This window comes from Streptomyces sp. NBC_01485 (assembly GCF_036227125.1).
GTDB lineage: Bacteria > Actinomycetota > Actinomycetes > Streptomycetales > Streptomycetaceae > Streptomyces.
This window is the reverse complement of record NZ_CP109435.1, coordinates 6,906,982-6,929,856: the sequence shown is the minus strand read 5'-3', so window position 1 is coordinate 6,929,856 and position 22,875 is coordinate 6,906,982. Positions and strand designations below refer to the sequence as shown.

General features: G+C 68.4%; 21 protein-coding genes and 1 pseudogene. 5 read left to right on the top strand and 17 right to left on the bottom strand.

Going from position 1 to position 22,875, the window contains the following annotated elements:
- Window positions 1–56 precede the first annotated feature (56 nt).
- Window positions 57–1,541, bottom strand: a complete 1,485-nt coding sequence (gene eccD, locus OG352_RS31465) for a type VII secretion integral membrane protein EccD (protein ID WP_329224033.1) — start codon at window positions 1,539–1,541, stop codon at window positions 57–59.
- 222 nt (window positions 1,542–1,763) lie between these two features.
- Between eccD and eccCa the strand changes: the two genes are divergently transcribed.
- The 5 genes and pseudogenes from eccCa (at window position 1,764) to OG352_RS31440 (ending at window position 10,319) form a co-directional block, all read left to right on the top strand.
- Window positions 1,764–5,735, top strand: coding sequence for a type VII secretion protein EccCa (gene eccCa, locus OG352_RS31460; protein ID WP_329221594.1), 3,972 nt, complete (start codon window positions 1,764–1,766; stop codon window positions 5,733–5,735).
- A 247-nt stretch (window positions 5,736–5,982) separates the two neighbouring features.
- Entirely contained in the window at window positions 5,983–6,429 is a 447-nt protein-coding gene (locus OG352_RS31455) for a hypothetical protein (protein ID WP_329221593.1), read from the top strand.
- A 5-nt stretch (window positions 6,430–6,434) separates the two neighbouring features.
- Entirely contained in the window at window positions 6,435–8,609 is a 2,175-nt protein-coding gene (locus OG352_RS31450; RefSeq protein ID WP_329221592.1) for a hypothetical protein, read from the top strand.
- Window positions 8,602–9,264 carry a hypothetical protein gene (locus OG352_RS31445; RefSeq protein WP_329221591.1) on the top strand — a complete coding sequence of 221 codons (663 nt, stop codon included), beginning with the start codon at window positions 8,602–8,604 and terminating at the stop codon, window positions 9,262–9,264. The genes OG352_RS31450 and OG352_RS31445 overlap by 8 nt, the downstream gene beginning before the upstream one ends.
- Before the next feature lie 575 nt (window positions 9,265–9,839).
- Window positions 9,840–10,319: pseudogene (locus OG352_RS31440) on the top strand (GNAT family N-acetyltransferase).
- 566 nt (window positions 10,320–10,885) lie between these two features.
- Here the strand turns inward: OG352_RS31440 and OG352_RS31435 are convergent.
- The 16 genes from OG352_RS31435 to OG352_RS31360 form a co-directional block, all read right to left on the bottom strand.
- Window positions 10,886–11,188, bottom strand: a complete 303-nt coding sequence (locus OG352_RS31435) for a WXG100 family type VII secretion target (protein ID WP_329221590.1) — start codon at window positions 11,186–11,188, stop codon at window positions 10,886–10,888.
- 79 nt (window positions 11,189–11,267) lie between these two features.
- Window positions 11,268–11,606: a WXG100 family type VII secretion target gene (locus OG352_RS31430; protein WP_329221589.1), complete on the bottom strand. Its 339-nt coding sequence runs from the start codon at window positions 11,604–11,606 to the stop codon at window positions 11,268–11,270.
- Window positions 11,607–11,701: 95 nt separating this feature from the next.
- Entirely contained in the window at window positions 11,702–12,802 is a 1,101-nt protein-coding gene (locus OG352_RS31425) for a S8 family serine peptidase (RefSeq protein WP_329221588.1), read from the bottom strand.
- Between the two features lie 199 nt (window positions 12,803–13,001).
- Entirely contained in the window at window positions 13,002–14,708 is a 1,707-nt protein-coding gene (locus OG352_RS31420) for a hypothetical protein (RefSeq protein WP_329221587.1), read from the bottom strand.
- A complete protein-coding gene (locus OG352_RS31415; protein WP_329221586.1) occupies window positions 14,708–15,142 on the bottom strand; it encodes a hypothetical protein in 435 nt (144 codons plus the stop codon). The genes OG352_RS31420 and OG352_RS31415 overlap by 1 nt, the downstream gene beginning before the upstream one ends.
- Window positions 15,143–15,317: 175 nt before the next feature.
- Window positions 15,318–15,830, bottom strand: coding sequence for a hypothetical protein (locus tag OG352_RS31410; protein ID WP_329221584.1), 513 nt, complete (start codon window positions 15,828–15,830; stop codon window positions 15,318–15,320).
- Window positions 15,827–16,327 carry a hypothetical protein gene (locus tag OG352_RS31405; RefSeq protein ID WP_329221583.1) on the bottom strand — a complete coding sequence of 167 codons (501 nt, stop codon included), beginning with the start codon at window positions 16,325–16,327 and terminating at the stop codon, window positions 15,827–15,829. The genes OG352_RS31410 and OG352_RS31405 overlap by 4 nt, the downstream gene beginning before the upstream one ends.
- A gap of 13 nt (window positions 16,328–16,340) precedes the next feature.
- Entirely contained in the window at window positions 16,341–17,630 is a 1,290-nt protein-coding gene (locus tag OG352_RS31400) for a WXG100 family type VII secretion target (RefSeq protein ID WP_329221581.1), read from the bottom strand.
- Window positions 17,630–17,932, bottom strand: coding sequence for a DUF6317 family protein (locus OG352_RS31395; protein ID WP_329221579.1), 303 nt, complete (start codon window positions 17,930–17,932; stop codon window positions 17,630–17,632). The genes OG352_RS31400 and OG352_RS31395 overlap by 1 nt, the downstream gene beginning before the upstream one ends.
- Window positions 17,932–18,279, bottom strand: a complete 348-nt coding sequence (locus OG352_RS31390; RefSeq protein ID WP_329221577.1) for an SAV_915 family protein — start codon at window positions 18,277–18,279, stop codon at window positions 17,932–17,934. The genes OG352_RS31395 and OG352_RS31390 overlap by 1 nt, the downstream gene beginning before the upstream one ends.
- A gap of 390 nt (window positions 18,280–18,669) precedes the next feature.
- The gene (locus tag OG352_RS31385; protein ID WP_329221575.1) at window positions 18,670–19,365 is read right to left on the bottom strand and encodes a contact-dependent growth inhibition system immunity protein; all 696 of its coding nucleotides are present in this window, start codon (window positions 19,363–19,365) and stop codon (window positions 18,670–18,672) included.
- Window positions 19,366–19,388: 23 nt separating this feature from the next.
- Window positions 19,389–19,688, bottom strand: coding sequence for an RNase A-like domain-containing protein (locus tag OG352_RS31380; RefSeq protein WP_329221574.1), 300 nt, complete (start codon window positions 19,686–19,688; stop codon window positions 19,389–19,391).
- A 14-nt stretch (window positions 19,689–19,702) separates the two neighbouring features.
- Window positions 19,703–20,260, bottom strand: a complete 558-nt coding sequence (locus tag OG352_RS31375) for a hypothetical protein (RefSeq protein ID WP_329221573.1) — start codon at window positions 20,258–20,260, stop codon at window positions 19,703–19,705.
- A gap of 21 nt (window positions 20,261–20,281) precedes the next feature.
- Window positions 20,282–22,027 (bottom strand): RNase A-like domain-containing protein, encoded by a 1,746-nt coding sequence (locus OG352_RS31370; protein WP_329221572.1) that lies wholly within the window; start codon window positions 22,025–22,027, stop codon window positions 20,282–20,284.
- On the bottom strand, window positions 22,027–22,341 hold the full coding sequence (locus tag OG352_RS31365; protein WP_329221570.1) for a WXG100 family type VII secretion target: 315 nt from the start codon (window positions 22,339–22,341) through the stop codon (window positions 22,027–22,029). The genes OG352_RS31370 and OG352_RS31365 overlap by 1 nt, the downstream gene beginning before the upstream one ends.
- A 52-nt stretch (window positions 22,342–22,393) precedes the next feature.
- Window positions 22,394–22,813 (bottom strand): WXG100 family type VII secretion target, encoded by a 420-nt coding sequence (locus OG352_RS31360; RefSeq protein ID WP_329221568.1) that lies wholly within the window; start codon window positions 22,811–22,813, stop codon window positions 22,394–22,396.
- Between the last annotated feature and the right edge of the window lie 62 nt (window positions 22,814–22,875).

The window sequence follows — 22,875 nt, the reverse complement described above, 5'->3', positions numbered from 1 at the left end:
CGCCGCTCGTCTCGTGTCGGGTGCAGCCGCGGATGTCTGCGGCCTCGGCCGCGGGGTCAGCCGGTCATCGAGCGGGCGGCCGCGTACACGTCGAAGACGGCCAGGGCCAACGGCACCAGCGTCAGCAGGACGAAGCCCTCGGCGATCTCCGTGAACCGGCCCCAGAACGGCGTGAGACCGCCCCGCGAGGTGATCAGGCCGATCGCGGTGATGATCGCGGAGGCCGCCGCGATCGCGGCGACGAGCCAGACCGTGCGGATGTCCAGGTCGGTGCGGATCACCGAGTCCGGCGGGTTGAGTGCCATGCCGAGTCCGAGCAGGACGAGGGAACCGAGGCCCGCGGCCAGCACGGGGGCGACCTGGGCGGTGTAGCGGAAGAGGTGAGCGCGCATCAGCAGGGCGATGCCCGTGGCCAGCGCGAGGAGCTGTGCCCAGACGTCGTCGGAGAACCCGAGGACAGCGCAGGCGCCGACCGTGATCACCGCACAGCCGCCGACCAGGCCGACCAGGAGTTCGTGGCCGCGGCGGGCCTGGGCGGCGATCCGCTCGGCGTCGACCGGCTCCCGAGGGGTGGGATCGGTGCCGTACGCGCTGCGCGGGGCGGAGTCCGGGGCGTCGAAGCCGATCGGCAGGCGGGCGAAGCGCATGGACAGCCCGGGCAGGAAGGCCAGGGCGCCCACGCCGACGGGGGCGCACAGGGCGGCGGTCTCGGCCGGGGTCCAGTGCGTGAGGATCGCCGCGAACACCGCCGCCAGGCCTGCGCCGGAGGCGACCACGAAGGCGACGAAGGGGCCGTCCCCACGGGGGGAGCACAGGGTGAGCAGTACCGCGGCCAGCAGCACCGCGGCGCAGGCCAGCAGGAACTGGAGCTTGCCGATGCCCTGGCCGGCGGCGACTGGGAGGAGCCCGGAGCCCGCCACCGCCACGTTGGGCAGTGCGCCCAGCCCCAGGGCGATCGCGGAGCCACGGTCGTCGTAGACGCGGGCCCGGACACAGGCGAGGGCGACCAGCAGGACGCCGACGACCGCGGCGAGGACGCCGGGCAGGCCGTACATGTCGTGGCGCGGGTCGCCGGTCCAGGCTGCGAAGGCGAGCAGGGCCGGCAGGACGCCTCCGCCGACGAGGCCCGCGGCGCGGGTCAGGTCGCCGCTCCACAGGGTGTGCTCGCGCGTCACGGCGGAGGCGACCGCCTCGGACACGTCGTCGAAGACGGCGGGCGGCAGTGACTCGGCGAAGGGGCGCAGCGTGAGGAGTTCGCCGTCGAGGATGTGCTGGGCGGCGAACGAACGGGAACTGTCGAGGACGGTGCCGTCCCGGCGGACGAGGTGGTAGCCGACCGGGGCGCCCTCGGTGGGGCTCTGCCGGGAGAGCCTGAGGATCTCCGGGTAGATGTCGGCGACGGGGATGTCGTCGGGCAGCGCCACGTCGATCCGGCTGTCGGGGGCGACGATGGTGACCCGGCAGAAGCCGAGCCCCGTCCCCGCCGTCGGCGCGGCTCCGGTGCCGCTTCCTGCTCCGGTGGCTGCCGCGGAGGCCGTCATGCTCACCTGCTGCTCCCCCTCAGTGATGGTTCCGCGTCGGCTGTGTGAAGGTCCCGCGCCGGTTGGTGCGCTGCACGGCCCGCGGGTGTGCTCACGCGAACATCCGGCACCCTACCGCCCTCCGGTCGTACGGGTGGTCAGTAGGATCACGCGGCGGCCTGCGTCCGCCTGACACGGGGCGGCGGACGGTACTTCGGGGGCTCGCAAGAGGGTTGGTGAGCAGTGAGCCATGTCGTCGTGAAGCGCCCGCCACGGGCGCTGCCGTCCGAAGTGCCCACGGGCGAGGTCGTCCTGCAGCCTCCGCCGGAGCTGCCGCGGGGTCATCAGGAAAGCGTGCTGATGCAACTGCTGCCGACGCTCGGCATGGGCGGCTCGGTGGTCTTCTTCTTCACGAGCGGGCAGCCGTTCATGAGGATCATGGGCATGGTCATGATCGCCTCGACCGTGGCCATGTCGATCGCGATGGTGGTGCGATTCCGCCGCGGCTCGCAGGGGCAGTTGGCGGACCTGCGCCGGGACTACCTGGGCTACCTGGCGCAGACCCGGCGCACCGCGCTCGGCACCGCGCGGGCCCAGCGGGACGCGCAGTACTACCTGCACCCCTCCCCCGAGCAGCTGTGGGCCCTGGTCGCCGAGGGCAGCCGGGTGTGGGAACGACGGTCCGGGGACGAGGACTTCGCGCAGGTCCGCGTCGGCCTCGGCGCCCAGGCGCTCGCCACCCCGCTGATCGCCCCCGAGACGGGCCCGGTGGAGCAGCTGGAGCCGCTGACGGCGGGCGCGCTGCAGCGCTTCCTCGCCGTCCACGACAGCCTGGACGACCTGCCGCTGGCCGTGTCCCTGCGCGCCTTCTACCACGTCACGGTCAGCGGCGAGCCGCAGTCGGTGCGCTCCTGTGCGCGTGCCCTGGCCGGTTCGCTGGCCGCGCTGCACTCGTCCGAGGATCTGGTCCTCGTCGTCGCGGCGGGCCGGGCGGAGCTGCCGCACTGGGAGTGGACGAAGTGGCTGCCGCACGTCCAGGCGTCCGGCGCGGTGGACGGAGCGGGCAGCCGCAGGCTGGTCGGCTCCGACACTCGTGACCTGGAACACCTGCTCGGGGCCCGGCTCGCCGGTCGGCCGCGGTTCCACCCGAACGCGGCGCCGCTGCCCGACGAACCGCACATCGTCGTCGTCCTGGACGGCGTCTCCCTCCCCCCGGACTCGGTCCTGGCCAACCCCGAGGGACTGCAGGGCGTGACGGTGCTCGAGATCGTCCCCGGTGAGCTCACGGAGGCGGGCGGCGAGCTGGACATCGTCGTACAGCCCGGCGCGCTGCGGCTGGAGTCGGCGCACGGCGCCGTCTACGAGGGGACGCCCGACGTCCTCTCGCCGGAGTCCGCCGAGGCGCTCGCCCGGCAGCTCGCGCCGTTGCGGATGGCCTCCGGTGGGGACGACGACGAGCCGCTGCTGGCGAACCTGGAGTTCACCGACCTGCTGAACCTCGGGGACGCGGCATCCGTGGACCCGCTGCGCACCTGGCGGCCGCGGTCGCTGGCCGAGCGGCTGCGGGTGGCGATCGGCGTGGGCGAGGACGGCCGTCCGGTGATGCTGGACCTCAAGGAGGCGGCGCAGGAGGGTATGGGCCCGCACGGTCTGTGCGTGGGCGCGACCGGTTCCGGCAAGTCCGAGCTGCTGCGCACCCTGGTGCTGGGGCTGGCGGTCACCCACTCCTCGGAGACCCTCAACTTCGTCCTCGCCGACTTCAAGGGCGGCGCGACCTTCGCCGGCATGGCGCAGATGCCGCACGTGGCGGCCGTGATCACCAACCTGGCGGACGATCTGACGCTGGTCGACCGGATGGGCGACTCCATCCGGGGCGAGCTCAACCGGCGTCAGGAGCTGCTGCGGGACGCGGGCAACTACGCCAACATCCACGACTACGAGAAGGCGCGGGCCGCGGGTGCCGCCCTGCAGCCGATCCCGTCCCTGGTCCTGGTGATCGACGAGTTCAGCGAGCTGCTGACGGCGAAGCCGGACTTCATCGAGATGTTCGTGCAGATCGGCCGGATCGGCCGCTCGCTCGGCGTGCACCTGCTGCTGGCCTCGCAGCGCCTGGAGGAGGGGCGGTTGCGCGGCCTGGAGACGTACCTGTCGTACCGCGTCGGTCTGCGCACCTTCTCCGCGGCGGAGTCTCGGGCGGCACTGGGTGTACCCGACGCCTACTCGCTGCCGAACGTGCCCGGTTCCGGGTTCCTGAAGTTCGGCACGGACGAGATGGTGCGGTTCAAGGCGGCGTACGTGTCCGGCGTCTACCGCTCGGGCGGTCAGCGGGCTGCGCTGGGGAGTGGCCCGCTGCCGCTGGACCGGCGGCCTGTCCTGTTCACCTCGGCCGAGGTGCCGGTGCGGTACGCGGCCGTGCCACAGCAGCTCCGTGCCGGGGACGGTCCTGAGGTCGACGAGGCTCTCGCCGACACCGTGCTGGACGTGATCGTGCGCCGTCTGGAGGCGCAGGGGCCGGCGGCGCACCAGGTGTGGCTGCCGCCGCTGGACAGCCCGCCGCCGCTGGACGCGCTCCTGCCGGGGCTCACGGCGGTGCCGGGCCGCGGGCTCACGCAGCCGGGCTACGAAGGCGCGGGCCGGCTGGTCGTGCCGGTCGGTCTGGTGGACAAGCCGTTCGAGCAGCGCCGTGATTCCCTTTGGGTGGACTTTTCCGGCGCGGCGGGCCACATGCAGATCGTCGGCGGCCCGCAGTCCGGCAAGTCGACGCTGCTGCGCACGCTGATCTCGGCGTTCGCCCTCACCCACACGCCGGCCGAGGTCCAGTTCTACGGCCTCGACTTCGGCGGTGGCGGCATGGCGACGGTGGCCGGCCTGCCGCACGTGGGCGGGATCGCCTCGCGGCTGGACCCGGAGCGGGTGCGGCGCACGGTGGCCGAGGTGTACGGCGTGCTGACCCGCCGCGAGGAGTACTTCCGTTCGGCCGGGATCCCCTCGATCGCGGACTTCCGGGCGAGGCGGGCGAGGGGGGACATCGCGGTGACGGACCAGCCGTGGGGTGATGTCTTCCTGGTCATCGACGGGTGGGGTAACTTCCGCGCGGACTACGAGGCGATGGACCAGATCATCCACGAGATCGCAGCGCGCGGTCTCGGCTACGGCATCCACCTGGTCCTGACCGCCTCGCGTTCGATGGAGGTCAGGGCCGCTCTCAAGGACCACCTGATGAACCGCCTGGAGTTGCGGCTCGGCGACACGATGGACTCCGAGATCGACCGCAAGGGCGCCGCGAACGTCCCGGCGGGGGTTCCGGGCCGTGGCCAGTCTCCGCAGAAGCTGCACTTCATGGCGGCGGTGCCGCGGATCGACGGCCTCGCCTCCGACACCGACCTCTCCGACGCCACGCAGGCGCTGGCCACGGAGGTCTCCCGGCACTGGCAGGCGCCGCCGGCGCCCGAGGTGCGGCTGCTGCCGCGCGAGTTCCCGGCGAGTCAACTGCCGCCGGGCGGCCGTTTCCCGCGCCGCGGGGTGGCCTTCGCCCTCGATGAGAACAACCTCGAGCCGGTCTACGTCGACTTCGAGCAGGACCCCTTCTTCCTCGTCCTCGGCGAGAGCGAGTCCGGCAAGTCGAACCTGCTGCGGCTGCTGATCAAGCAGTTGGCGGAGCGCTACTCGGGCGACGAGTGCAAGCTGTTCGTGGTCGACAACAGGCGGTCCCTGCTGGACGTGACCCCGTCCTCCCACCTGGCCGAGTACATCCCGATGTCCAACGCCATGGACCACCACATGGCCGCGCTGGCGGACCTGATGCGACGTCGGACGCCCACCGCCGAAGTGACCGCCCAGCAACTGCGGGACCGGAGCTGGTGGCGGGGGCCGACGGTGTACGTCGTCGTCGACGACTACGACCTCGTGGCGACGTCGAGCGGAAACCCGCTGGCGGGACTGACAGAGCTGCTGCCGTTCGCCCGGGACGTGGGGGTGCGGTTCATCATCGCCCGGTCGACGGCGGGTGCGGGGCGAGCGTCGTACGAGGCGTTCATGCAGCGCATCAAGGAACTCGGGGCGCAGGGCGTGGTGTTGGCGGGTGACCCCGGGGAAGGGGACCTCCTCGGCGGGGTTCGGCCTCGGCCGATGCCTGCGGGGCGGGGGGTCTTCGTCTCGCGACGGCGGGGGAAGCCGTTGGTGCAGGTGGGGTTGGCGCCGGAGGAGACGTACTGAGCGGGCGTACCTGGCATCGAAGCAACGCCGCCGGCTCGTCGTCGCCTCGACCTCGGCCCGTCGTCGGCGATGGAGTCGTAGGGCCCTGCTGCGTCGCCGTCAAGCCGCATGGCAGTGAATTGTGGAAAGTAGGGTGAGATCCGTGAACTCACTTGAACTGAGCTCACGGATCCGGCCTGTTAGGAACTTGGCGGAACTGTCCCGTTCGGTGGACGGGCTTCACGGGATACGGGGAAGGGGTCCACGCATGGCGTGGGAGGAGTGGGAGCAGATGAAGGCCGCGGCGGCCGATCAGCATGCCACCCGGATGCAGCTCAACCAGTACCCGGCCGACCAGGGCGGGGACGGCACTCAAGGCGACCTGGTGGCCGGCCACCAGGACCTGGAGGCGGTCGGTAAGGCGGCTCACGACCTGTTCGAGGACTTCACGACCTACAGCGGGCATGCACGCGTGGCCTCCACGGCGGCCGCGGGCGGACTCAAGGGTGAGGGGTTCGCGCTGGGCGCCGCGCTGGACCACGTGACGGAGCGCTGGGGCGAGCAGACGAAGACCCTGCTGGACGCCTGCGCCCACATCTCCAACCACCTGCGGTTCACCAAGAACCAGCACGCCGCCGACGACTCGTACATCGCCGGGGCGGTCAGCAGCATCGCCACGCTGGACGAGGGCTTCGACGACCGGAAGGGCCACTGACTCCGATGGACCTCGACGCCCTGCGCCACGGCGATTTCTCCAAGCTCGGTGAAGCGGTCACCGACTGGGAGCAGATGACGAAGAAGCTCGCGGACCTGCAGAAGGACGCGGAGAGCAACCTCAAGGCCAAGGCCGACAAGGCCAAGTGGGCCGGGGTCAACGCCACCGTCTCCCGCGAGTTCATCACCAAGACCGCCGCCGAGTTCGCCGACGCGCACACTCAGGCCGACTCCATCACCAAGATCCTCAGCGACACCCGCGGTGAACTCATCGGTTGTCGGACTCAGTTGAACGACGCGATCAGGCGGGCCACGGAGCAGCACCTGACCGTGATCGACACCGGTGAGGGCACGTTCACCGTCGCCGGGAACACCCGGCCCGACTGGGCGTCCGACCCCAGCGGAAAGACCGGCGTGACGGATCAGAAGGTGGTGGACGCCTTCCGCGACGAGATCCAGGGCATCCTGACCAGGGCGACGCAGAGCGACAACAGCGCCGCGAAGGTCCTGCGGCTGCTCGTCGACCAGGCCAAGTACGGTTTCGCCGATGCCGCCTACGCGAACCGGGACGAGGCGGCCGAAACCGTCGCGGCTGCGGAGAAGTTGGCCAAGATGGCCAAGAACCCGGCCGACATGAGCCTCGACGACATCGCCGACTTCAACCGCACGATGGAGAAGTACAACGGCGACTCCCTGTTCGCGGAGCAGTTCGCCACGCGCCTTGGGCCCAAGGGGACGCTCCAGTTCTGGACCGAGATGACCTCGGCGCACGCCGGCGCCAGGGGCTCGGAACTCGAGACGATGAAGAGCCTCCAGAACAACCTGAGTCTCACCCTGGCCACGGCATCCTTCTCGGACTCGGACGCCATGCAGGACTGGAAGAAGGACCTCATCGCCGAACGGAACACCAACTTCCGTGCCGCCGACTCGTCCAGCCCGATCGGGGCTCTGGGCTCCCAGGTCATCAGCAGCCTGATGCGGGAGGGGCAGTACGACACCGAGTTCCTGGACGACTACCGGGAGAAGGTGTTCAAGGCGGACAAGGGGGCGGGTGACGCGGGCACCCGCGACCTGTGGGTCAAGGGCTACGACGCCCTGGACCTCGTCTTCGGCGACGGCAACGGACGGGATCCGCTGGAGGGCCTCTTCGAGGGCCTCTCCCACAACCCCGAGGCGGCAACGCACGCGTTCGAGTCCAAGTCGGACCTGGACCACATGCTGGGCACCACCGTGTACACGGAACGGGGAGAGTCTCTCGGGCACGCGCTGGAGGCCGCGGTCACCGGGGTTTCCATCGGTGACTACTCATCCGCGGCTCCGCCGCACAGCGCCGCGCAGGTGCAGATCATGGCCAACGTCATGAATGCGGTGGCTCAGCCCGGCGGGGGCGCGGATCTCGTGAGCAAGGGGCTGGGGGAAAGCTTCGGGAACATGGCCGCTTCTTACATGCCGGAGATCGGCCGAGCCTTCGCAGGCCCCCACGCACAGGTGCTCCTCACCAACAGCGATCTTCCGAACGGGCTGGAAACAGCGGACGTGACCCGGTTCCTGTCTGCGGTCTCCCTGGATCCCGAGGGAAGGGCCGGGATCATCGTGGGAGAAAGTGTTTACACCAGCGGGCTCCTCGACGCGCATCTTTCGGACCCGTCCCTGTTCGACGGTCCGCGCGACAAAGTCCTTGAAAACATCGGCAGGAACGCAGGAATCATCGAGGGAATCGTCGGACATTCCGTGGCGGACGAAAGCGTTCAAGCCGCCGTCGATGGCGAGAAGGACTACAACGAAGCGCTGCAGAAGAAGGGAGATTTCGTCAAGACGTGGATCTCGACCGGTTTGGGATACGGATCCGTCTCTCTTTTCCCTGGTAGCCACGCAGCCGCCGGTGCCGCAGTCGGAGGATTCGCCGGGGGAGTTGTCGGCTTGGCCGTTGACCGTCTCATCGAGGACCAAGAGCTGGAAGGCGCCAAGGACGGGGCCCTTTATGCGAGCGCCAAGGACCTCTACGCAATGCGGGATTCGGTCAACCAGCAAACACAATGGTCGGTCGAGGACGCCCTTGAGCAGCATCACGTGGATCTCCCCAAGGACGGGGCAGGCGATGCCGTCCGCGTATCCGTCAATGAGGGCTGGGACGACGCCAGTGAATTCCTGACGAATTCAAAGGAGCGTCCGCATGGCTGAGGATACTCGAACAAGAAAATGGGCTGCGACCAAGGCGAGTGGGAAAGGGTTCCTCATCTGCCTGACGGTGCTCAGTCTTGCTGGCGCTGCCGCCTGGTTCGGGTTGACCACGGGCCTCGAACGCCTGCCGTCGAAGGTCTGCGACGGGGCCGTCGAACGTGGTGTGGTGATCCGGACGCTGCCGCGTACGCGAACGGCGGAGGAGGGGGCCAGCCGACGGCGCGAGGGCAAAGACCTCATGTTCTCCTGCCACATATACACCAGCGCGGATTCGATTCTCTCCGGCATGACACGAGTCGAAGACGCCTCCCTGCAGCAATGGCTCGACCACTACGGGGCCAGTACGGGCAGCGATGCCGTACGCGTCTCCGTCGACGGCATCGAAGCGTTGGCCAAACTCGACTCGGAAAGCGGCAGCTCCTCCATCTACGTCCCCTGCGTCCCCCGCGGAGTCCGGGCTGAGGATGCGAACGAGTCCTACGCGATCACGGCCGAGGCCGGCGTGGTCGGGGACAGCAGGGTCTCAGGAGCGGCACTGCGCCAAGCGGTGAGCGACTTCGCCTATCAACTCACCAAGCGCACCTACGAACTGGCCGAATGCCAGGGCTCTCGCACCCTCCCCGAGGAACTGCCCCGCTACGAGGACGGTTCATGACGGACGAGGAGATCATCAGGCACTTCGACGGACGCGGCCGCGTACATCTGCAGTTTCCCCACACCACGAGTGCCGAGCGATGTGGCCGCATGATGGCGATCGCCCACGCACTCGGCTACAAGCCGCTGTTCACCGGCACTCTCGGCCGCAGAGAATTCCCCCGCTTCTACGAACGTGACGACGCCCCCGACGCCCGACGCCGTGCCGAGCAGACCATCGAACGGCTACGCGCGGGCGGCCCAGTGCTGCCGGAGAGTGAGACGGCGCCGCCCCCGCCCCCGAACCCGCCGCCCCCAGCCGGGCCACCGCCCCCGCCCCGGCAGCGGTTCCAGGTACCCGAGGGCCCGCCTCCCACGCCACCCGTCGTGGGTCCGGCCCGGCCGAGGGTTCCGCCCCGGCCACCCTTTCCGCCCCTGCCTCCCGCCCCTCCGGCCGCTTGAGTACCGGCCTGAGCCGGTCGAACACTTCCCCCTCGTCCGCGCCGGAGCCCGCTTCGAACCCGGCCGGCTCGTCGAAACACCCCGAGGCGGTCACGGCGTGAACACCGTCGCGGCCAGGCCTGCAGCACCGGGCGGGTGGACCTGCTGCCACTTCTCCCCGAGCACTCCGAGGAGATGGCCGCGGTGCTGTCCGACCCGGCCCTTCACACCTTCATCGGCGGCACTCCGGACACCCCGCAAGCCCTGCGCTCGCGCTACCAGCGCATGACCGCAGGCTCTCCCGACCCGGCCGTCTCCTAGCTGAACTGGGTGATCCGGCTCCGTGACGAGGCATGCTTGACAGGCACCTTCCAGGCGACGATCAGCCCCTCCAGCCACGGTCCTATCGCTGAGATCGCCTGGGTGGTAGGGATTCCGTGGCAGGGAAGAGGCATCGCTACCGAGGCGGCCCGAAGCCTCGTCGACCGGCTCATCCAGGAGCCGGTGCAGACCATCATCGCCCACATCCACCCCGCCCATCGGGCATCCGCCGCTGTCGCCACCGCCGCCGGGCTCATGCCCACCGACATATGGCGCGAAGGCGAGATTCGATGGCACAGGAACATCAGGCGATAACTTCACCGATCCACAGGTCTTGACTATTTGCTCCCGTGTCCCGGACATCCCTGGCCTATCGGGCCCGCCGATCCCCTGCCCTTCCCGCAGCGGAAACAGCGGCCGGGCGACCACGGCAGAACGTCCCGCAGCGCTGTCGGATCGGCGCCACCGCAATGGACACAGGTCTGGGTCGGGCCGACGCGTCGGCCGTTCAGGTCCATTCAGTAGATGCTCAGCGTCGGGCGGTAGGCGCCTGGCTCGGGTGGAGCGTAGGCCATCACGCCACCCTGTCCGCACCGATGACATGCCGGTCGAGATCGACACCGAAGTCCGCCGCCAGGACCAGCGCCACACGACGCCGTGTCAGGGAACGAGGGACGGGGGCCATACGACCACGGCGCCGGGCCTCTCGGGGATGCGAGCGGGACCGGTACGGCGGAGTGTGTACCTGGCTTCCTGCGGCTCTGCCATCGCCTCCGCCGCCCCTTGCGCCCAGTCGAGCGTGAACGTTCCGTACGACGCGACAAGACACAGGGTGGGCACCTCCCGTGCGTGCCCACCCTGGTGTTGCGAAGTGTGTGCTGCTACATGAAGTAGCTGGCGCCCTTCAGGTCGCCGCCCCGGTAGTCACCGCCGGCGCCGTGGACCTGGTGCGAGATCTGGAGCAGTGCCGCGTGGATGCCCCTGGCGTGCTTGTTCCACTCTTCGCTCTTGCTCTGGAACTGCTGGAACGCCTCGCCGCCCCAGCCCGCGGACACGTTGAGCACGGCCTGCCTCAGCGCCTCGAGGTCTTCCTCGAGCTTCGTGGCCTGGTTGCCGAGCTCGGTGGCGAGCGCGTCCATGGTGCCGTAGGTGACGGCGAGTTCCTCGTAATGGGCTCCGGACATCTTTCCCTCGTTTCTCTGAAGACTTCAGCCGGACTTCACAGTCCGGACAACGGTGTGGTTCAGCGCGAACAGCGGCTCGTCAGTAGCTGTTGAGCGCCGAAGTCTTTCCACCGAGATCCTCGACCGAGATCTTGGTCATGTCCGCCGTGATCTGGTCTTCGAGGTTCTGCTTGTCGGTCTTTGTCATGTGGATGCCCTCGAGGAAGTCGTCGAGCATCTTGCCGATCCCGACCATGTGACCGTTGATTTCAGTCTGCTTGGCGTTGAACGCGTTGGCACCCTGGCCCGTCCATGCCCTCTCGATCATGTCGATCGTGCCTTGCAGTTTCGCGAGGGAGCCCCTGATGTTGTCGTATCGATCGATGACTTCCTTCTGGAGCTTCTGTACATCACCGTCGTTGAGCTTGCGGTCGACCATTTCGACACTCCCTTTCGTGAGCTGTGGTTCGTTTCTGCGTGTGTCATTGCGCCAGAACCGTTGCGTGTGACCGGTCGTTGTGTGCGTGGGGGGCGTCAAACGCCTCGCCGTGAGCGAATCACCGCGAAGGCGCCGCCCCCGAGCACCAGGACAGCCGCTGCGCCTCCGAGCACCACCCACATCACTGCGTTGTCGGAGGTGGCGGAGGTTGATCCTGCCGCCGAAGTCTGGCCGTCTGAAGTGCCCTTCGAGGGCTGCGACGAGGCTGATGCGGAAGCGGAGGGTGAGTTGCCCGCCTCATCTGTGACGCCTGTCGCGTTTTCCTTGGCCAGCGGGTCGGTGTTGGCCGGTCCCGGGTTGAAGTCGCTTTTCTCCAGCACCATACGGGGGCGGATCAGTCCGTATCCGAGGTAGGTGCTCGGGTCGTCCTTCGCCCAGTCGCGTCCGGCGGTGTCGATCAGGCTGGCGAGGACCTGGTTTGCCGTCCAGTTGGGGTGGGCGGACCAGATCAGGGCGGCAGAGGCGGAGGCGATGGCAGTCGCCATACTCGTTCCCACGCCGTCGCAGTACGAACGGAAGGTGGCGTCACACCAGGTCGGCATGTCAAGACCGGGGGCTGCCAGGTCAACATAGTTGCCGTGCTCCGAGAACTTGCCGACTTTTCCGGACTTGTCCGCGGCAGCAACACCGACTACATAGGGGTAGGCGGCTGGGTATCCGATGAAGTTCTTCTGTTCTGCATCATTGCCTGTACCGGCGATCATCAACTTCCCCTTGGATTGGGCGTACTTGATCGCCGCCTCCATTACAGGTTCGTTGACGTCAATACCAAAGGACAGGTTAATGATTTTGGCGTCGCTGTCAGCGACAGCTCTGATAACTGCCGCTGCAAGAGGAGCCTTTTTCTCTTCGGCCTCGCTCTTCAGCCCCTTGAGGGCGATCCGATAAGGAACGATCTTCGCTCCGGGAGCGAGTCCCTTGAGACCACCACCGGTCCCAGTGCCGGCGATGATTTCCGCCATACTCGTCCCGTGGCCCAGGTAGTCCTCAGTCGCCTTGTAGCCCACAGCTTTCGGCACCTCATCGACGAGCACCTGCCCCTTCAGCGAAGAGGTGTCGGGGTTGACTCCTGTATCGACAACGGCCACCTTGACGCCCTTGCCGGTGCTCACCTTCCACATCTCGTCAGCCTTCATCGCTGACAGGTACCACTGCCGGGACTGAACATCAGCCGCCGCACTCGGAGCCAGACCTGCCGACAGGACGGCAAGGGCACCGAGTGTTGAACAGACGGCGGAAATACGCTTCCGATTTCGTCCCGCGAAAGACGCGCTCCGCCTGCCGCGTTGGTTGATCCCTGCCACCATGCCTCTGTCTGTCCTCGCTCTTGTCCGGTCAGTCGGTCGCCGACGCGTCGTCGCGCCGCTCATCACGGCGCGAACGTGTCTCGCCTGAACCCCGATTGCGCTCAGAACCACGCGCCGCGCCCGGGCCGCCGGGTGTGTTTCCGTTGTTCGTGCTTCCCGACACTCGCCCCTTCGGCATTCCGATCACGCCGTCTGGGCTACCGGTGGGGCGGCGAGCCGGCTGTCCCGCACCCGTCGATCCGGGTGCCCCGATCACCCCACGCTGGCCGGGCCTCTCGCCCGCGACACGCGACGTAGGTGTGCCCTCACCGCCGACGACCGTGCCCCGCGGCAGCCTGGAACCGTTGGTCCCGGGGGCGCCCCCGGCGACAGGCCTCCCGCCGACGACGCCATCGCCCGCACGTCCGGCTGCGGTGCGCCCAGCGCCCGGACGTCCGGGGTTCATGGCCCCCATGCCGGTGACGGGACCTCGTTGGACACTGCCAGTACGTCCTGCCGCCTGCCCACTCACCTTCGGTACTCCACCAACCACACCTCGCCCCATGGGACCAGTGGTGCGACCGCCTGTTTTCCCTGCTGCGGCGGTACGTCCCGTCGGCCCCATGGGACCGGTGCCCGTACGCCCTGCCGCGTTGCCGCCCGGCATACCGCCTACGCGCCCCTGCCCTGAAGTGGGAACCCTGCTTCCCGGCGCGCCGCCGAACGATGAGGTCCGCCCGGCCGACCCTCGGGAAGTGGGAGGTACGCCAGTGGGTGCGAAGTGAGGGACCGTCCCCGCTGGAGTCGCGTTGGGACCTGCCGTCGAGGGCGGGGTGGCAATCGTCGGCTTCGCTGTGTCCTGCGGCGGCAATGTGCCGACGCTGTCAATCTCCGTGCCCACGTGCTGTTCGGGAAGCCTGACGGTCTCGTCCCCGCTCTTGTGCGGTGACTGCGAATCCTCCGCGCGTGGTCGCTCTGCCCCTGTGTTCACAAAGTGGTGGCGGGTGGTTCCGGAATCAGAAATGGGGGAAAGCGAACCGTGACCCGTCTTCGGATCGTACGGATCTCCATAGGACGGCGGCGGCTGAGGCACCCCCACACTCGGCATCTCCGGAAACACCGGCTCCTCCGCCAGCTGCATCATCCCGCTCGACACCGTGTAGAACGACGCCAGCCGGTACATCTGGTTGATCGCCTCCTGGCGGTCCTGCTCGGCCTTGACGGCCGCCGTGTAGTCCTTGTTGCCGTCGACCCGCTGAGGCGTCGGAATGTCGTCGACCGTCTTGGGGTCGGAGCGAGCGTCGCGTGGAGGCATCGACTTGCGTACGGAGGCGAGGCCGGAGCTTGCCGCCAGGACCTGTGTGCCTACCTCGTCGGCGTAACCGGCGAGTGCGAGGGCGGTGGTCGTCAGGTTCATGCCCCAGGTGTAGAAGGCGGTGTGGGCCTCGCCCTCCCAGTCGACGTTGCCCAGGTTGCGGCTGAGTTCGTTGGCGGCGTCGTTGATGGCGTCCCGGGCGTCGACGAGAGCCGTGGCCGCGCTCTCCAGGGTCTCCGGGCTCGCCGACTCGACGATGTCGATCATGGCGTTGAGGTCGTAGCCCTCGAAGCTAGTCTTGCCGAAGCCTCCAGGACTGCCGGATGCCGGCGGGCTGATCACCGCGGCCTTGTTCACGGCATTGTCCACGCCGGTGTTCTGCTGGGCGGCGTCCTGGCGTTCCGCCTGGTAGTGGTCCGGCTTCTTCTTGTCGCCGCTCATCAGTACCCCGCGTCGGTGTGGTCGGCGTCGTTGGTCCGCTGGATCTGCTTGTTCAGCGTCTCGTCCCGGTCCCGGTTGACCTCGGTCCGGATCTCGTGGAACCGGTAACGAAGGTCCTCTTCGAGGTTGTCGAAGGTGACGTCCACGCCGTGCACGGCGATCTGCATCGCCTCCAACTGGAGGCCGAGCGACTTGGAGAGCGTCGTGATGCGCTCGTGGACGCGCTCGTACTCCAGGTGGAGCGCCTTCGCTTCCGGGAAGTTCCCCATCCCGAACGCGGACTCCGACAGCCGGTTGTGCGCCACCTTGGACGAGCCGCCCGCCGAGTCCTCGAAAGCGGTCAGCAGGTCGTCCACCCGCTTCTTGAACGTCGAGAGCGCCATCAATCCACGCCGTACGTCGGCGCCGCCACCGCCCATGTCTGCAGGAAGCACGAAGCTTTCCCTCCCCGTTGTCCGCTGCTGTCCTGAGCAGCCCACGCCCCTCAAGTGTTCATGACCGCAACATGACCACTGTAATGACTTCCTCCGACAGCCCCAACTGCCATATGCAGCACCTGTGCTACCGCCGGTCGAAGCTTCACCGATTCTTCACGGCCCGCCGTTGCGCTCACGCGGTTCGCTGAGCCTCCAGCCAGAGCCGGGCCCCGGCCTCGCTCGGATACTCGTGGACGGTGAGCGTGGCCACCAACCAGCCGACGCCCCACGCGACGATCGCCGGCAGGACAGGCGCTGCGATCAGCAAGGGGAGGACAGCGGCACGGGCCAGTCCCGGGGCACGTCCGCCCTCGCCGCGCTTGGCCTCCCACATCTGCTGGGGAGTGGGAGGGGCGAGGAGCTTCTTGTGGTGATCCCGACGCTGCCTCACCCACCCCCGCACGACAGCCACAGCGGACGCGACCGCCTGCGTCCAGTCCCACACGGTGCGCACCGTCGGTGGCAGATCGCTGCGGGGCACACCCAGGTAGAGCATGAGCGCGATGTAACAGAAGAAGGCCAGGACGAGGAGAAACAGGACGGCCGTCCAGACCCGGCGTGACCAGTAGCGTGCACCCCGCTCGTACCAGGTGGTGCCCAGTCCTGGCAGGGACGGGATCGCGTCGGAGCGTGCCTGCGTCGTCATGGTCGGGACCCGTGCCCCTCCAGCCAGCGCCGAGCCCCGACCTCACTGGGGTACTCGCGGACGGTGAGCATCGCCACGCTCCACCCCAGGGCGAACGCGGCGAGCGCAGGCATGACCGGAGCGGCGATCAGCACGAGAGCGCGGCCGACGACGGCCAGCCCCGTGGAGCGGCGGGTCTCGTCGCGCTTGCGCGCGCGGAACTCGTCGGGGTCGGGCGGATCCAGGAGGTCCTTGTGGTGGCGCCGACGCTGCACCAACCACCCCCAGACCACGGCAATGCAGGCAGCGACAACCTGAGCCCAGTCCCACGCCGTGCGCACGGTCGGCGGCAACACAGTTCGAAATCCCTGGTAGAGGCTGATCGAGGCGAAGCACAAGAAGGCAAGGACGGTGAGCAGAAGTACGGCTGTCCAGACCCGGCGCAGCCAGTAGCGCGCACCGCGCTGGTACCAGGTGGTGCCGAGTCCTTGAAGGGCCGGGATCCGGACATGCGCCATCGAAGCGGGGATCTCAGAAGATGCTCGTGACGCCATGCCAAACGTCCTTCCCCAGTCGTACGAAGTCGTGCCCTGTGTCCGACAGGACGTCGCCGGTGCCGTGCAGCACACCGCCGACCACGCCGTGGTCGTGGATGTCCTCACTCCAGTGCTCGTGGAGGGAGTGGTCGATGATGCCGGTGGCACCGATCACCACCAGTCCGCCGCCCACGGCCACGGCGGCGGCGGGCACCTCAAAGGGCAGGGCGGCTACGACGCCCGCCGTGATGGCCGTACCGGCCACCAGACCGGCGACGTTCGCGCCACCGTCGACGGCAACCGACTTCTGCCACGACCAGCCCTTGTCGTGGTCGTCGGAGGCTTCGAGTATCCCGCAGGCGCCGGCCGCCGCGACGTCCAGGACCGGGACCTCCTTGAGGAAGTCCGGCATCTTCTCCAGGCTCTTGCCTGCGCGGAGCGCGTCCGCCGCGTCGGTCAGCTTGACGTTGAGAGCCCGGTCGTACGGCAGTGCGGTGCTTCCGTGGTCGGCGCGGGCCATGGCCTCTTCGAGCGAGTCCACCTTCATGACCGCGTCGGCGTACGCGCCCTTGGCCGGAAGGTCGTCGGGCAGTGCGCGGCCCGCTTTCTGGAACGCCTTGCGCTCCGCGCGGAGTTCCTTCTTGGCGGCCCGCTCCTCGGCCTTCGCGTCGTCGATCTTGGTGCGGGCGTTCGCTCCGCCGGCCCGGGCGTCCTCGGCGTCGTAGGCGTACAGCCCGCGCAGGTAGTCGGCAATGGTGACCTTGTCGCCGGTGGATGCAGGCGCCGTCACCTGCGCGTAGAGCCCCCGCAGTTTGTCCGCCGCCACCAGCCTGGCGTGCTGCGCCGTGTGCAGCACCTCCTGGCGCGCCTTGTCGTACTCACCCATCGCGGAAATCGTCTTCTGGTCCTCCGCGCTCGGCGGGTTCGCGGTGACGATCGTCTGGGGCACGCCCGACGCGCCCATCGGCACGCCCTTGCGGGTCGCCACGTGTTCGGCGTTCTGCAGGGCCGTCTCGCAGGTGGTGAGCGCGTCGGCGAGGTCGGAGAGGATGTCCCCCGCGTCGTGCACGAGGTTGGCGAAGGCGCCCGCCGTCAGCGCGTCCTCGCTCCAGGTCGCGCGGAAGGTCTCGGCCGCCTCGCCCTTCCAGGCCGCGTCGCCGACCAGCGCCTCGACGGCGCGGCTGACCGGGGTGATGACGTCGTCGAGCTTGTCCTTGGCGTTCTTGTACGTCTCGGCCATCGTGCGCAGTCCGCCGATGTCGCCGCCGACCCAACTGTCGGCCATCAGCCGTCACCCGCCATCAGGTCGTCGAAGAGTCCGTGTACGTCGATGTCGCGCCGTTGGAAGGAGTCGCGGGCGTACGTCACCTTGTCGCCGTGGTCGTCCAGCCGGTCGGCGAAGCCGATGTGCAGGGCGACGATGAGGTCGGCGACCTCCTTGAGGGCGTGGTCGAGGCCGGCGTCGCCGCCGCCGACGAGGGGCGGGGCGACGTCGGCGTGCAGCTTGCGGTAGTTGACGGCCTCGTCGTGGAAGGTCTTGGACATCGCGGTGAGGTCACCGAGGACGGCCTTGAAGTCGGGCGGCATCAGCGCGTCTCCCGCGCGTAGGCGGCCAGGTCGTCCGGCTCCCAGTTGTGCCGGCCAGGGGCCACCCGAGGGTCGAGGAGGACCGTGCCGTCGTACTCGCCGACGGCCTCGGCCAGGGGGCCGATCGAGGTGGCGACCCAGGGCTGGGCCTCGCCGAGCGCGGCCACGAGCCGGTCGCACGTGGTGAAGGCGAAGGCCACTGTCCCGGCCCCGGTTTCGGTCCGGGTTCCGGTCCCGGTTCCAGCCGTCGGGTGCTCGAAGAGTTCGTACGCGATGAAGGGCACGCGGGTCGGGCGGCCGTCCGCGTCCGTGACGTCGGCGTACCGGGGATGGGCCGGTACGAACACGGGTGTGTGGTAGGCGGGGACGCCGGGCTTGGGGCCCGGGCGCGCGGACGAGGGCGCTGACGGGGTCGCTTCGGTCCCCGCGGCTTCGGCGTATTCGAGAAGGCGTGATCTACCCGGCTCCGGCGTCGACGGAAACGCCGGGACCGCCCTTGCGGGCGGCTCTGCCTCGATGTAGTCGAGGAGGCGTGAACGTATTGGTGTGCCCACCGCCGTCTCCTGTTCCCCGTGTGACCTGCGGATGATGTGGCGGCACCACCGTAGCCAGGGAATTTTCGGGCAAGTCCTGCTATTTCAGGTTGACGGGGCTGGGGCATGCGGAACCCATACACGTGTTTGGCCGTGGCCAGATCAGCACTTGACCGCAGGATGACCCGGCTTCCGGTCAGGTGGTCAGGGCGCGTCCGCCTGCGCGCCGGGCCCGTACTCGGCGCGCGGAGCGCTCAGTCGGCCTGCGGCGAGCGAGAGCCAGCCGCTGGGTGAGTACGGGGCCGGCGGGTCGACCTCCATGCCCAACTCGGCGACGGCCAAGGCGTAGTCGGACTCGTCCAGGTCGAGGGCGAGCAGTTCGTGCAGTTCGCCGACGAGGCGCGCCACGAGGTGCGGGTCGGTGGTGGTGCGGTAGTCGTCGACGGCCGCGTCGTGGTCGTCGAACTCGTCCGGCATGTCCTGGGAGAACCAGCCGCCGAGGAACTGGCCCAGCTCCGGGAAGCGGGCGTGCCATTCCCAGTGGGTGGCGGGGGCGGCCGGAGGCGGAACCTCGCCGTGTTCGATGCTGTGCTTGAGGTGGCCGGCCAGGCAGTACAGCCACTGCTGGATCTCACCCTCGGGCAGGCCGACGTCCGGGATCGCGTAGAACTCGCCCAGTCGGAGGCGGAGGCGGCCCGGCGGGCTGTCGGCGTACTCCCGCAGTTGCCGCTCGGCTACGGCGAGGGCCCAGGGGCGGGTGTGCCAGGTCTGGCGCAGGTAGGCCGTCAGGGCATGGCTCGGCTCGTCGGGGGTGTCGTCCGCCGACTGGCCGGCGTAGGCACGGATCACCTGGTCCAACTCGCCGTAGCGGCGGTCGTGTTCGAGGGGGCTCAGGGGCACGGTGGGCAGCCTCTACAGGGTTTCTACAGGTAAACGGGGAAGGTGGCGTGAACGGCGAAGCCGTGTGGGCGGCTTGCCTCCCGCTTGAGGATCACCCGGGCCGCGCGCACGTCAACGGGCTCCCGGCCGGCCAGCATCATCGCCTGCAGCAGCACCCTGCCCACCGCCTCGGGGCGCGACGGCCAGAACGCCTCAATGGTCAGACGGCCGCGTGTGGACTCGGCCAGCCAGCGATGGATGAGCTGTTCGTTGGCGGTGACGACCTGCTGGGTGGCCCATTGGGCGGTTTCGCGGTCGGGGTACGTGGAACTTCGGGTACGCACAGTGCTGGGCTCCGTCAGACGGGGTTGAACGACCAGAAGACGCCAACCTCTTCGGGCGAGACGACGACGAATCCGAAGTCGCCGTCGTACTGCGTGAGGGGCGTCCACCCGTTGACGCCGGCCGAAAGATCGGGCGACGGGGAGATACGGGCGTCGGTGATGTTGCTGTAGCAGAAGATCTCGTCGCCGTACCGGTCGAGGAGAGTCCGGGCATCGGCGAGCACGTCTGTCGCGTTCTCCTCGGATTCGACCGGTCCCCAGTCGTACGTCATCGTCACCAGGAGCCGAACGGCCGTCTCGGCCGTGATGGGGTGCAGCCGCTCGGTCAATGCCTCGCGAGACAAAGGGAGAAACGGGTAGGACGGACCGCCCGCCGCCCTCGCCTCGTCATTGTCCTCGTCCCAGTCGAGCGTGCTCCAGCCGCGCGGGTCGCCGACCTCTCGGTTCATCACGGCCAGTACGTCGTTCTGCCAGCCGGAGTGACTCCTCGGGCCGGTCGCCGCGAGGGTGTACACGTCCTCCAGGAGGCGCAGGGCGGCCGCCTCCCAGGCAGTTTGGGTAACAGTTTCCATTCTCATCCCGGATGGAATCGATCAGCGCGCAGGCATGGAAGTGATGACGACGAAGGGAGGTTTGAGGTTGGAATCGTACTTCACACGTGTATCGATGTTCTTCACGTCGGTCGGCTTCGCATTCATTCCGCCGTCCTTGTACCCGGTCATGGGGTCGTGCTGGTCGTAGGGCTGCTTCGTCACGCTCGTGCCCGTGACCTCTCCGTTGGGCCCCGCGCCGACGAACTTCAGGACGTCTCCGTCCGAGGGCGGAGGCGGACCCTCCAACCACGCCTTGATCTGAGGCGAATGCGTGTCGATGTTGTACTGCGTGAACCGCTGGGCGCTCTCGATGTCCTTGAAGCTGGAGGCGCCAGCGATCTTGGGCTTGTTGTGCGGCCACGACAGCGTCGGACCGTCCGATTGGTCACGCAGACGCTGGGCCAACTGCTCAGGGGTTTTCCCGACATGCTTGTCGAGAGTGTGTCCGCCGTCGAGCCATTCACTGCCCGCCAGGTCGATCTTGTAGACGCCGTTCTTGGCGTCCTCCGGATTCGTCCACTGGTGCTCTTTCCTGAATTCGTTGAGCGCACGTGCACCGAATGCCTCGGCCCGGGCCTCCTCGGCGGCATACCGGGGCGCACTGAGCTCTGCTTCATCCAGGTCCGCCTTGAGGGCGCGGAATTGGGGCGTCAGGGCGTTGACCCGCCTGTTGTAGTGCTCCACCACCGCGTTCAGCGCCGCGGTGTCGATGTTGAGCGTGATCTCGGCACCGAGTTCCGCGCCCGCTGAGAAGAGTCCCTTCATGACCCGGCCGACCGTCTTGGCTCCCTCCTTGACGTCGTCCATGTCGAGGCCGTCACTGAGGTCGATGTTACCGACGGCCTGCTTCACCGCTTCGAAGTAGATGTCCCAGACCTTGCCGTTCAGTTCGACCGCTGCCTCGGCGAACTCGCGCAGCAGATCACTGATCTTCTTCGCGCTGTCGAAGAGGACCGACATGACCGGATGCGTGGCGGTAGGGCTGGAAGCGCTGTCGTGCTTCCACTTGTAGGGACGGTTCGGAGGATTCTTCCCCCATGCGCTGGTTCCCCACAGGGAGCTGCAGAACTGGCGCATGGCGTCGTACCACTCGCTGTTGCTCTGCTGCGTGATACCGCTCACCAGGCCGGTCAGTGTGCCCTCCGCCATGGAGAGCGAGATGGTCATGTCCGCCCAGGCCTGGGAGAGGGAGTTCAGGTAGTGCTGCTGCGGATAGGGGTAGACCTCCGCCACCTTGCCCCAGCGGAACGCGTGCTCCAGGAGGGGCCGGATGATGTGCCAGACGACATCGGGAATGCATTCCAGAAGTGAGCGGATGAAATCGTCGCCGCCGTCGTCGTCACCCCATTTGAGATCGGGCACGGAACCGTAGTCCGGGGCCTTATCGATGACCTGGGGCGGCGGCTGCGTCTGGGGTTTGGTCTTGCCGGACGCGTCGTTCGCCGCCTCGGCCTTCGCGTAGTTGTTGGCGGTTGTGGCGAAGCCGACACCGGCGCCGCCGATGCTCTCCACGGATCTGGCCCACGCCGTGAGGTAAAGCGTGCCGACCTCGACGTACGCCTTCGCCAGGTCCTCGGCGGCAGTTCCGAAGCCTCCGGCGTCCGGGTATTTGTTGAGCTCGGTGAGCAGGTCCTTGGCGGCTTTGTCGAAGGGTGTCTGTTGCCCGGCGAAGCCGCCTGCCACATAGTGCAGGTGGGACGGCTTCACATCGATGGTGCCGCTGGAGGAAGGGGTCGGCGTTCCCATCAGTGCGCTCCCCAGCCCCGCAGCACTGCCAGGTGCGCCGCCGCGTAGTTGGTGTGGCCGGTGGTCACGTACGCGTGCAGCCACTTCTGGGCGGCCTGAAGGTCCTGCGCCGAGCGGTCCCACTCGTCGAGCTTGTCGACGAACACCTCGCGCGTCTCGCCCTCCCAGGCCTCGACGACCGGGACGACGCGTTCGTAGAGGCCGTCCAGCTTCTCGTTGAGCTTCTTGAGGATGTCCTCCAGGTCGACGGCCAGCTCGTGGAGCGTGGCGAAGGAGACGGTTATGTGGTCGTCGGGTGCGGCGCCGTTCGACATGATCCCCCTTTGGGTCGGCGACTACGGTCGTGAGAGAGCTACTTGACCTGCGTCAGAACGAGTCGAGGCTGCTACGCGGCGCCGACGCCGGCGCCTCGGTGTTCGGCGTCGACAGTCGGTCGACCTCGCTGTCGACGTCCACCTGGATCCGCCGCATCCGGGCGAGCACCTCGAGGTCGTCCCGGGAGAAGCCGTCGCGGCTCAGCCGTACCGCCTCCTCCAGCAGTTTCATCACTTCACGGATGCGTACGGCGTCCTCGGCCGCCGCCCGGTGGAAGTCGCGGTAGGCCGACGCCGCAGGGCCGCGCCAGCCCGCCTCGACGCCGTCGACGATCGCGTCCATGCGCTGCACCTGCTTGTCCAGGTGAACCTGCATGTCGTCGAGGTCGCCGGCGAGTTTGGTGAGGTCCGTCGCGGACGCCCGTAGATCGGGGCCGCCTCCCGGCCCTGAGCCTGCTCCGGGCACGCCCATGGTGTACCTCCGTCCCCCGTCGCATCGGCATCACAAGTCGCTTGCCGTTGCGACGATTCTAT

Coding starts and splice junctions, on each gene's coding strand:
- OG352_RS31420 (WP_329221587.1), bottom strand. CDS start 14,708: ATGAGCGGCGACAAGAAGAAGCCGGACCACTACCAGGCGGAACGCCAG.
- OG352_RS31405 (WP_329221583.1), bottom strand. CDS start 16,327: ATGGCGCATGTCCGGATCCCGGCCCTTCAAGGACTCGGCACCACCTGG.
- OG352_RS31395 (WP_329221579.1), bottom strand. CDS start 17,932: ATGCCGCCCGACTTCAAGGCCGTCCTCGGTGACCTCACCGCGATGTCC.
- OG352_RS31400 (WP_329221581.1), bottom strand. CDS start 17,630: ATGGCCGACAGTTGGGTCGGCGGCGACATCGGCGGACTGCGCACGATG.
- OG352_RS31410 (WP_329221584.1), bottom strand. CDS start 15,830: ATGACGACGCAGGCACGCTCCGACGCGATCCCGTCCCTGCCAGGACTG.
- OG352_RS31435 (WP_329221590.1), bottom strand. CDS start 11,188: ATGTCCGGAGCCCATTACGAGGAACTCGCCGTCACCTACGGCACCATG.
- eccD (WP_329224033.1), bottom strand. CDS start 1,541: ATGACGGCCTCCGCGGCAGCCACCGGAGCAGGAAGCGGCACCGGAGCC.
- OG352_RS31450 (WP_329221592.1), top strand. CDS start 6,435: ATGGACCTCGACGCCCTGCGCCACGGCGATTTCTCCAAGCTCGGTGAA.
- OG352_RS31445 (WP_329221591.1), top strand. CDS start 8,602: ATGGCTGAGGATACTCGAACAAGAAAATGGGCTGCGACCAAGGCGAGT.
- OG352_RS31455 (WP_329221593.1), top strand. CDS start 5,983: ATGGCGTGGGAGGAGTGGGAGCAGATGAAGGCCGCGGCGGCCGATCAG.
- OG352_RS31425 (WP_329221588.1), bottom strand. CDS start 12,802: ATGAAGGCTGACGAGATGTGGAAGGTGAGCACCGGCAAGGGCGTCAAG.
- OG352_RS31370 (WP_329221572.1), bottom strand. CDS start 22,027: ATGGGAACGCCGACCCCTTCCTCCAGCGGCACCATCGATGTGAAGCCG.
- OG352_RS31365 (WP_329221570.1), bottom strand. CDS start 22,341: ATGTCGAACGGCGCCGCACCCGACGACCACATAACCGTCTCCTTCGCC.
- OG352_RS31375 (WP_329221573.1), bottom strand. CDS start 20,260: ATGGAAACTGTTACCCAAACTGCCTGGGAGGCGGCCGCCCTGCGCCTC.
- OG352_RS31360 (WP_329221568.1), bottom strand. CDS start 22,813: ATGGGCGTGCCCGGAGCAGGCTCAGGGCCGGGAGGCGGCCCCGATCTA.
- OG352_RS31430 (WP_329221589.1), bottom strand. CDS start 11,606: ATGGTCGACCGCAAGCTCAACGACGGTGATGTACAGAAGCTCCAGAAG.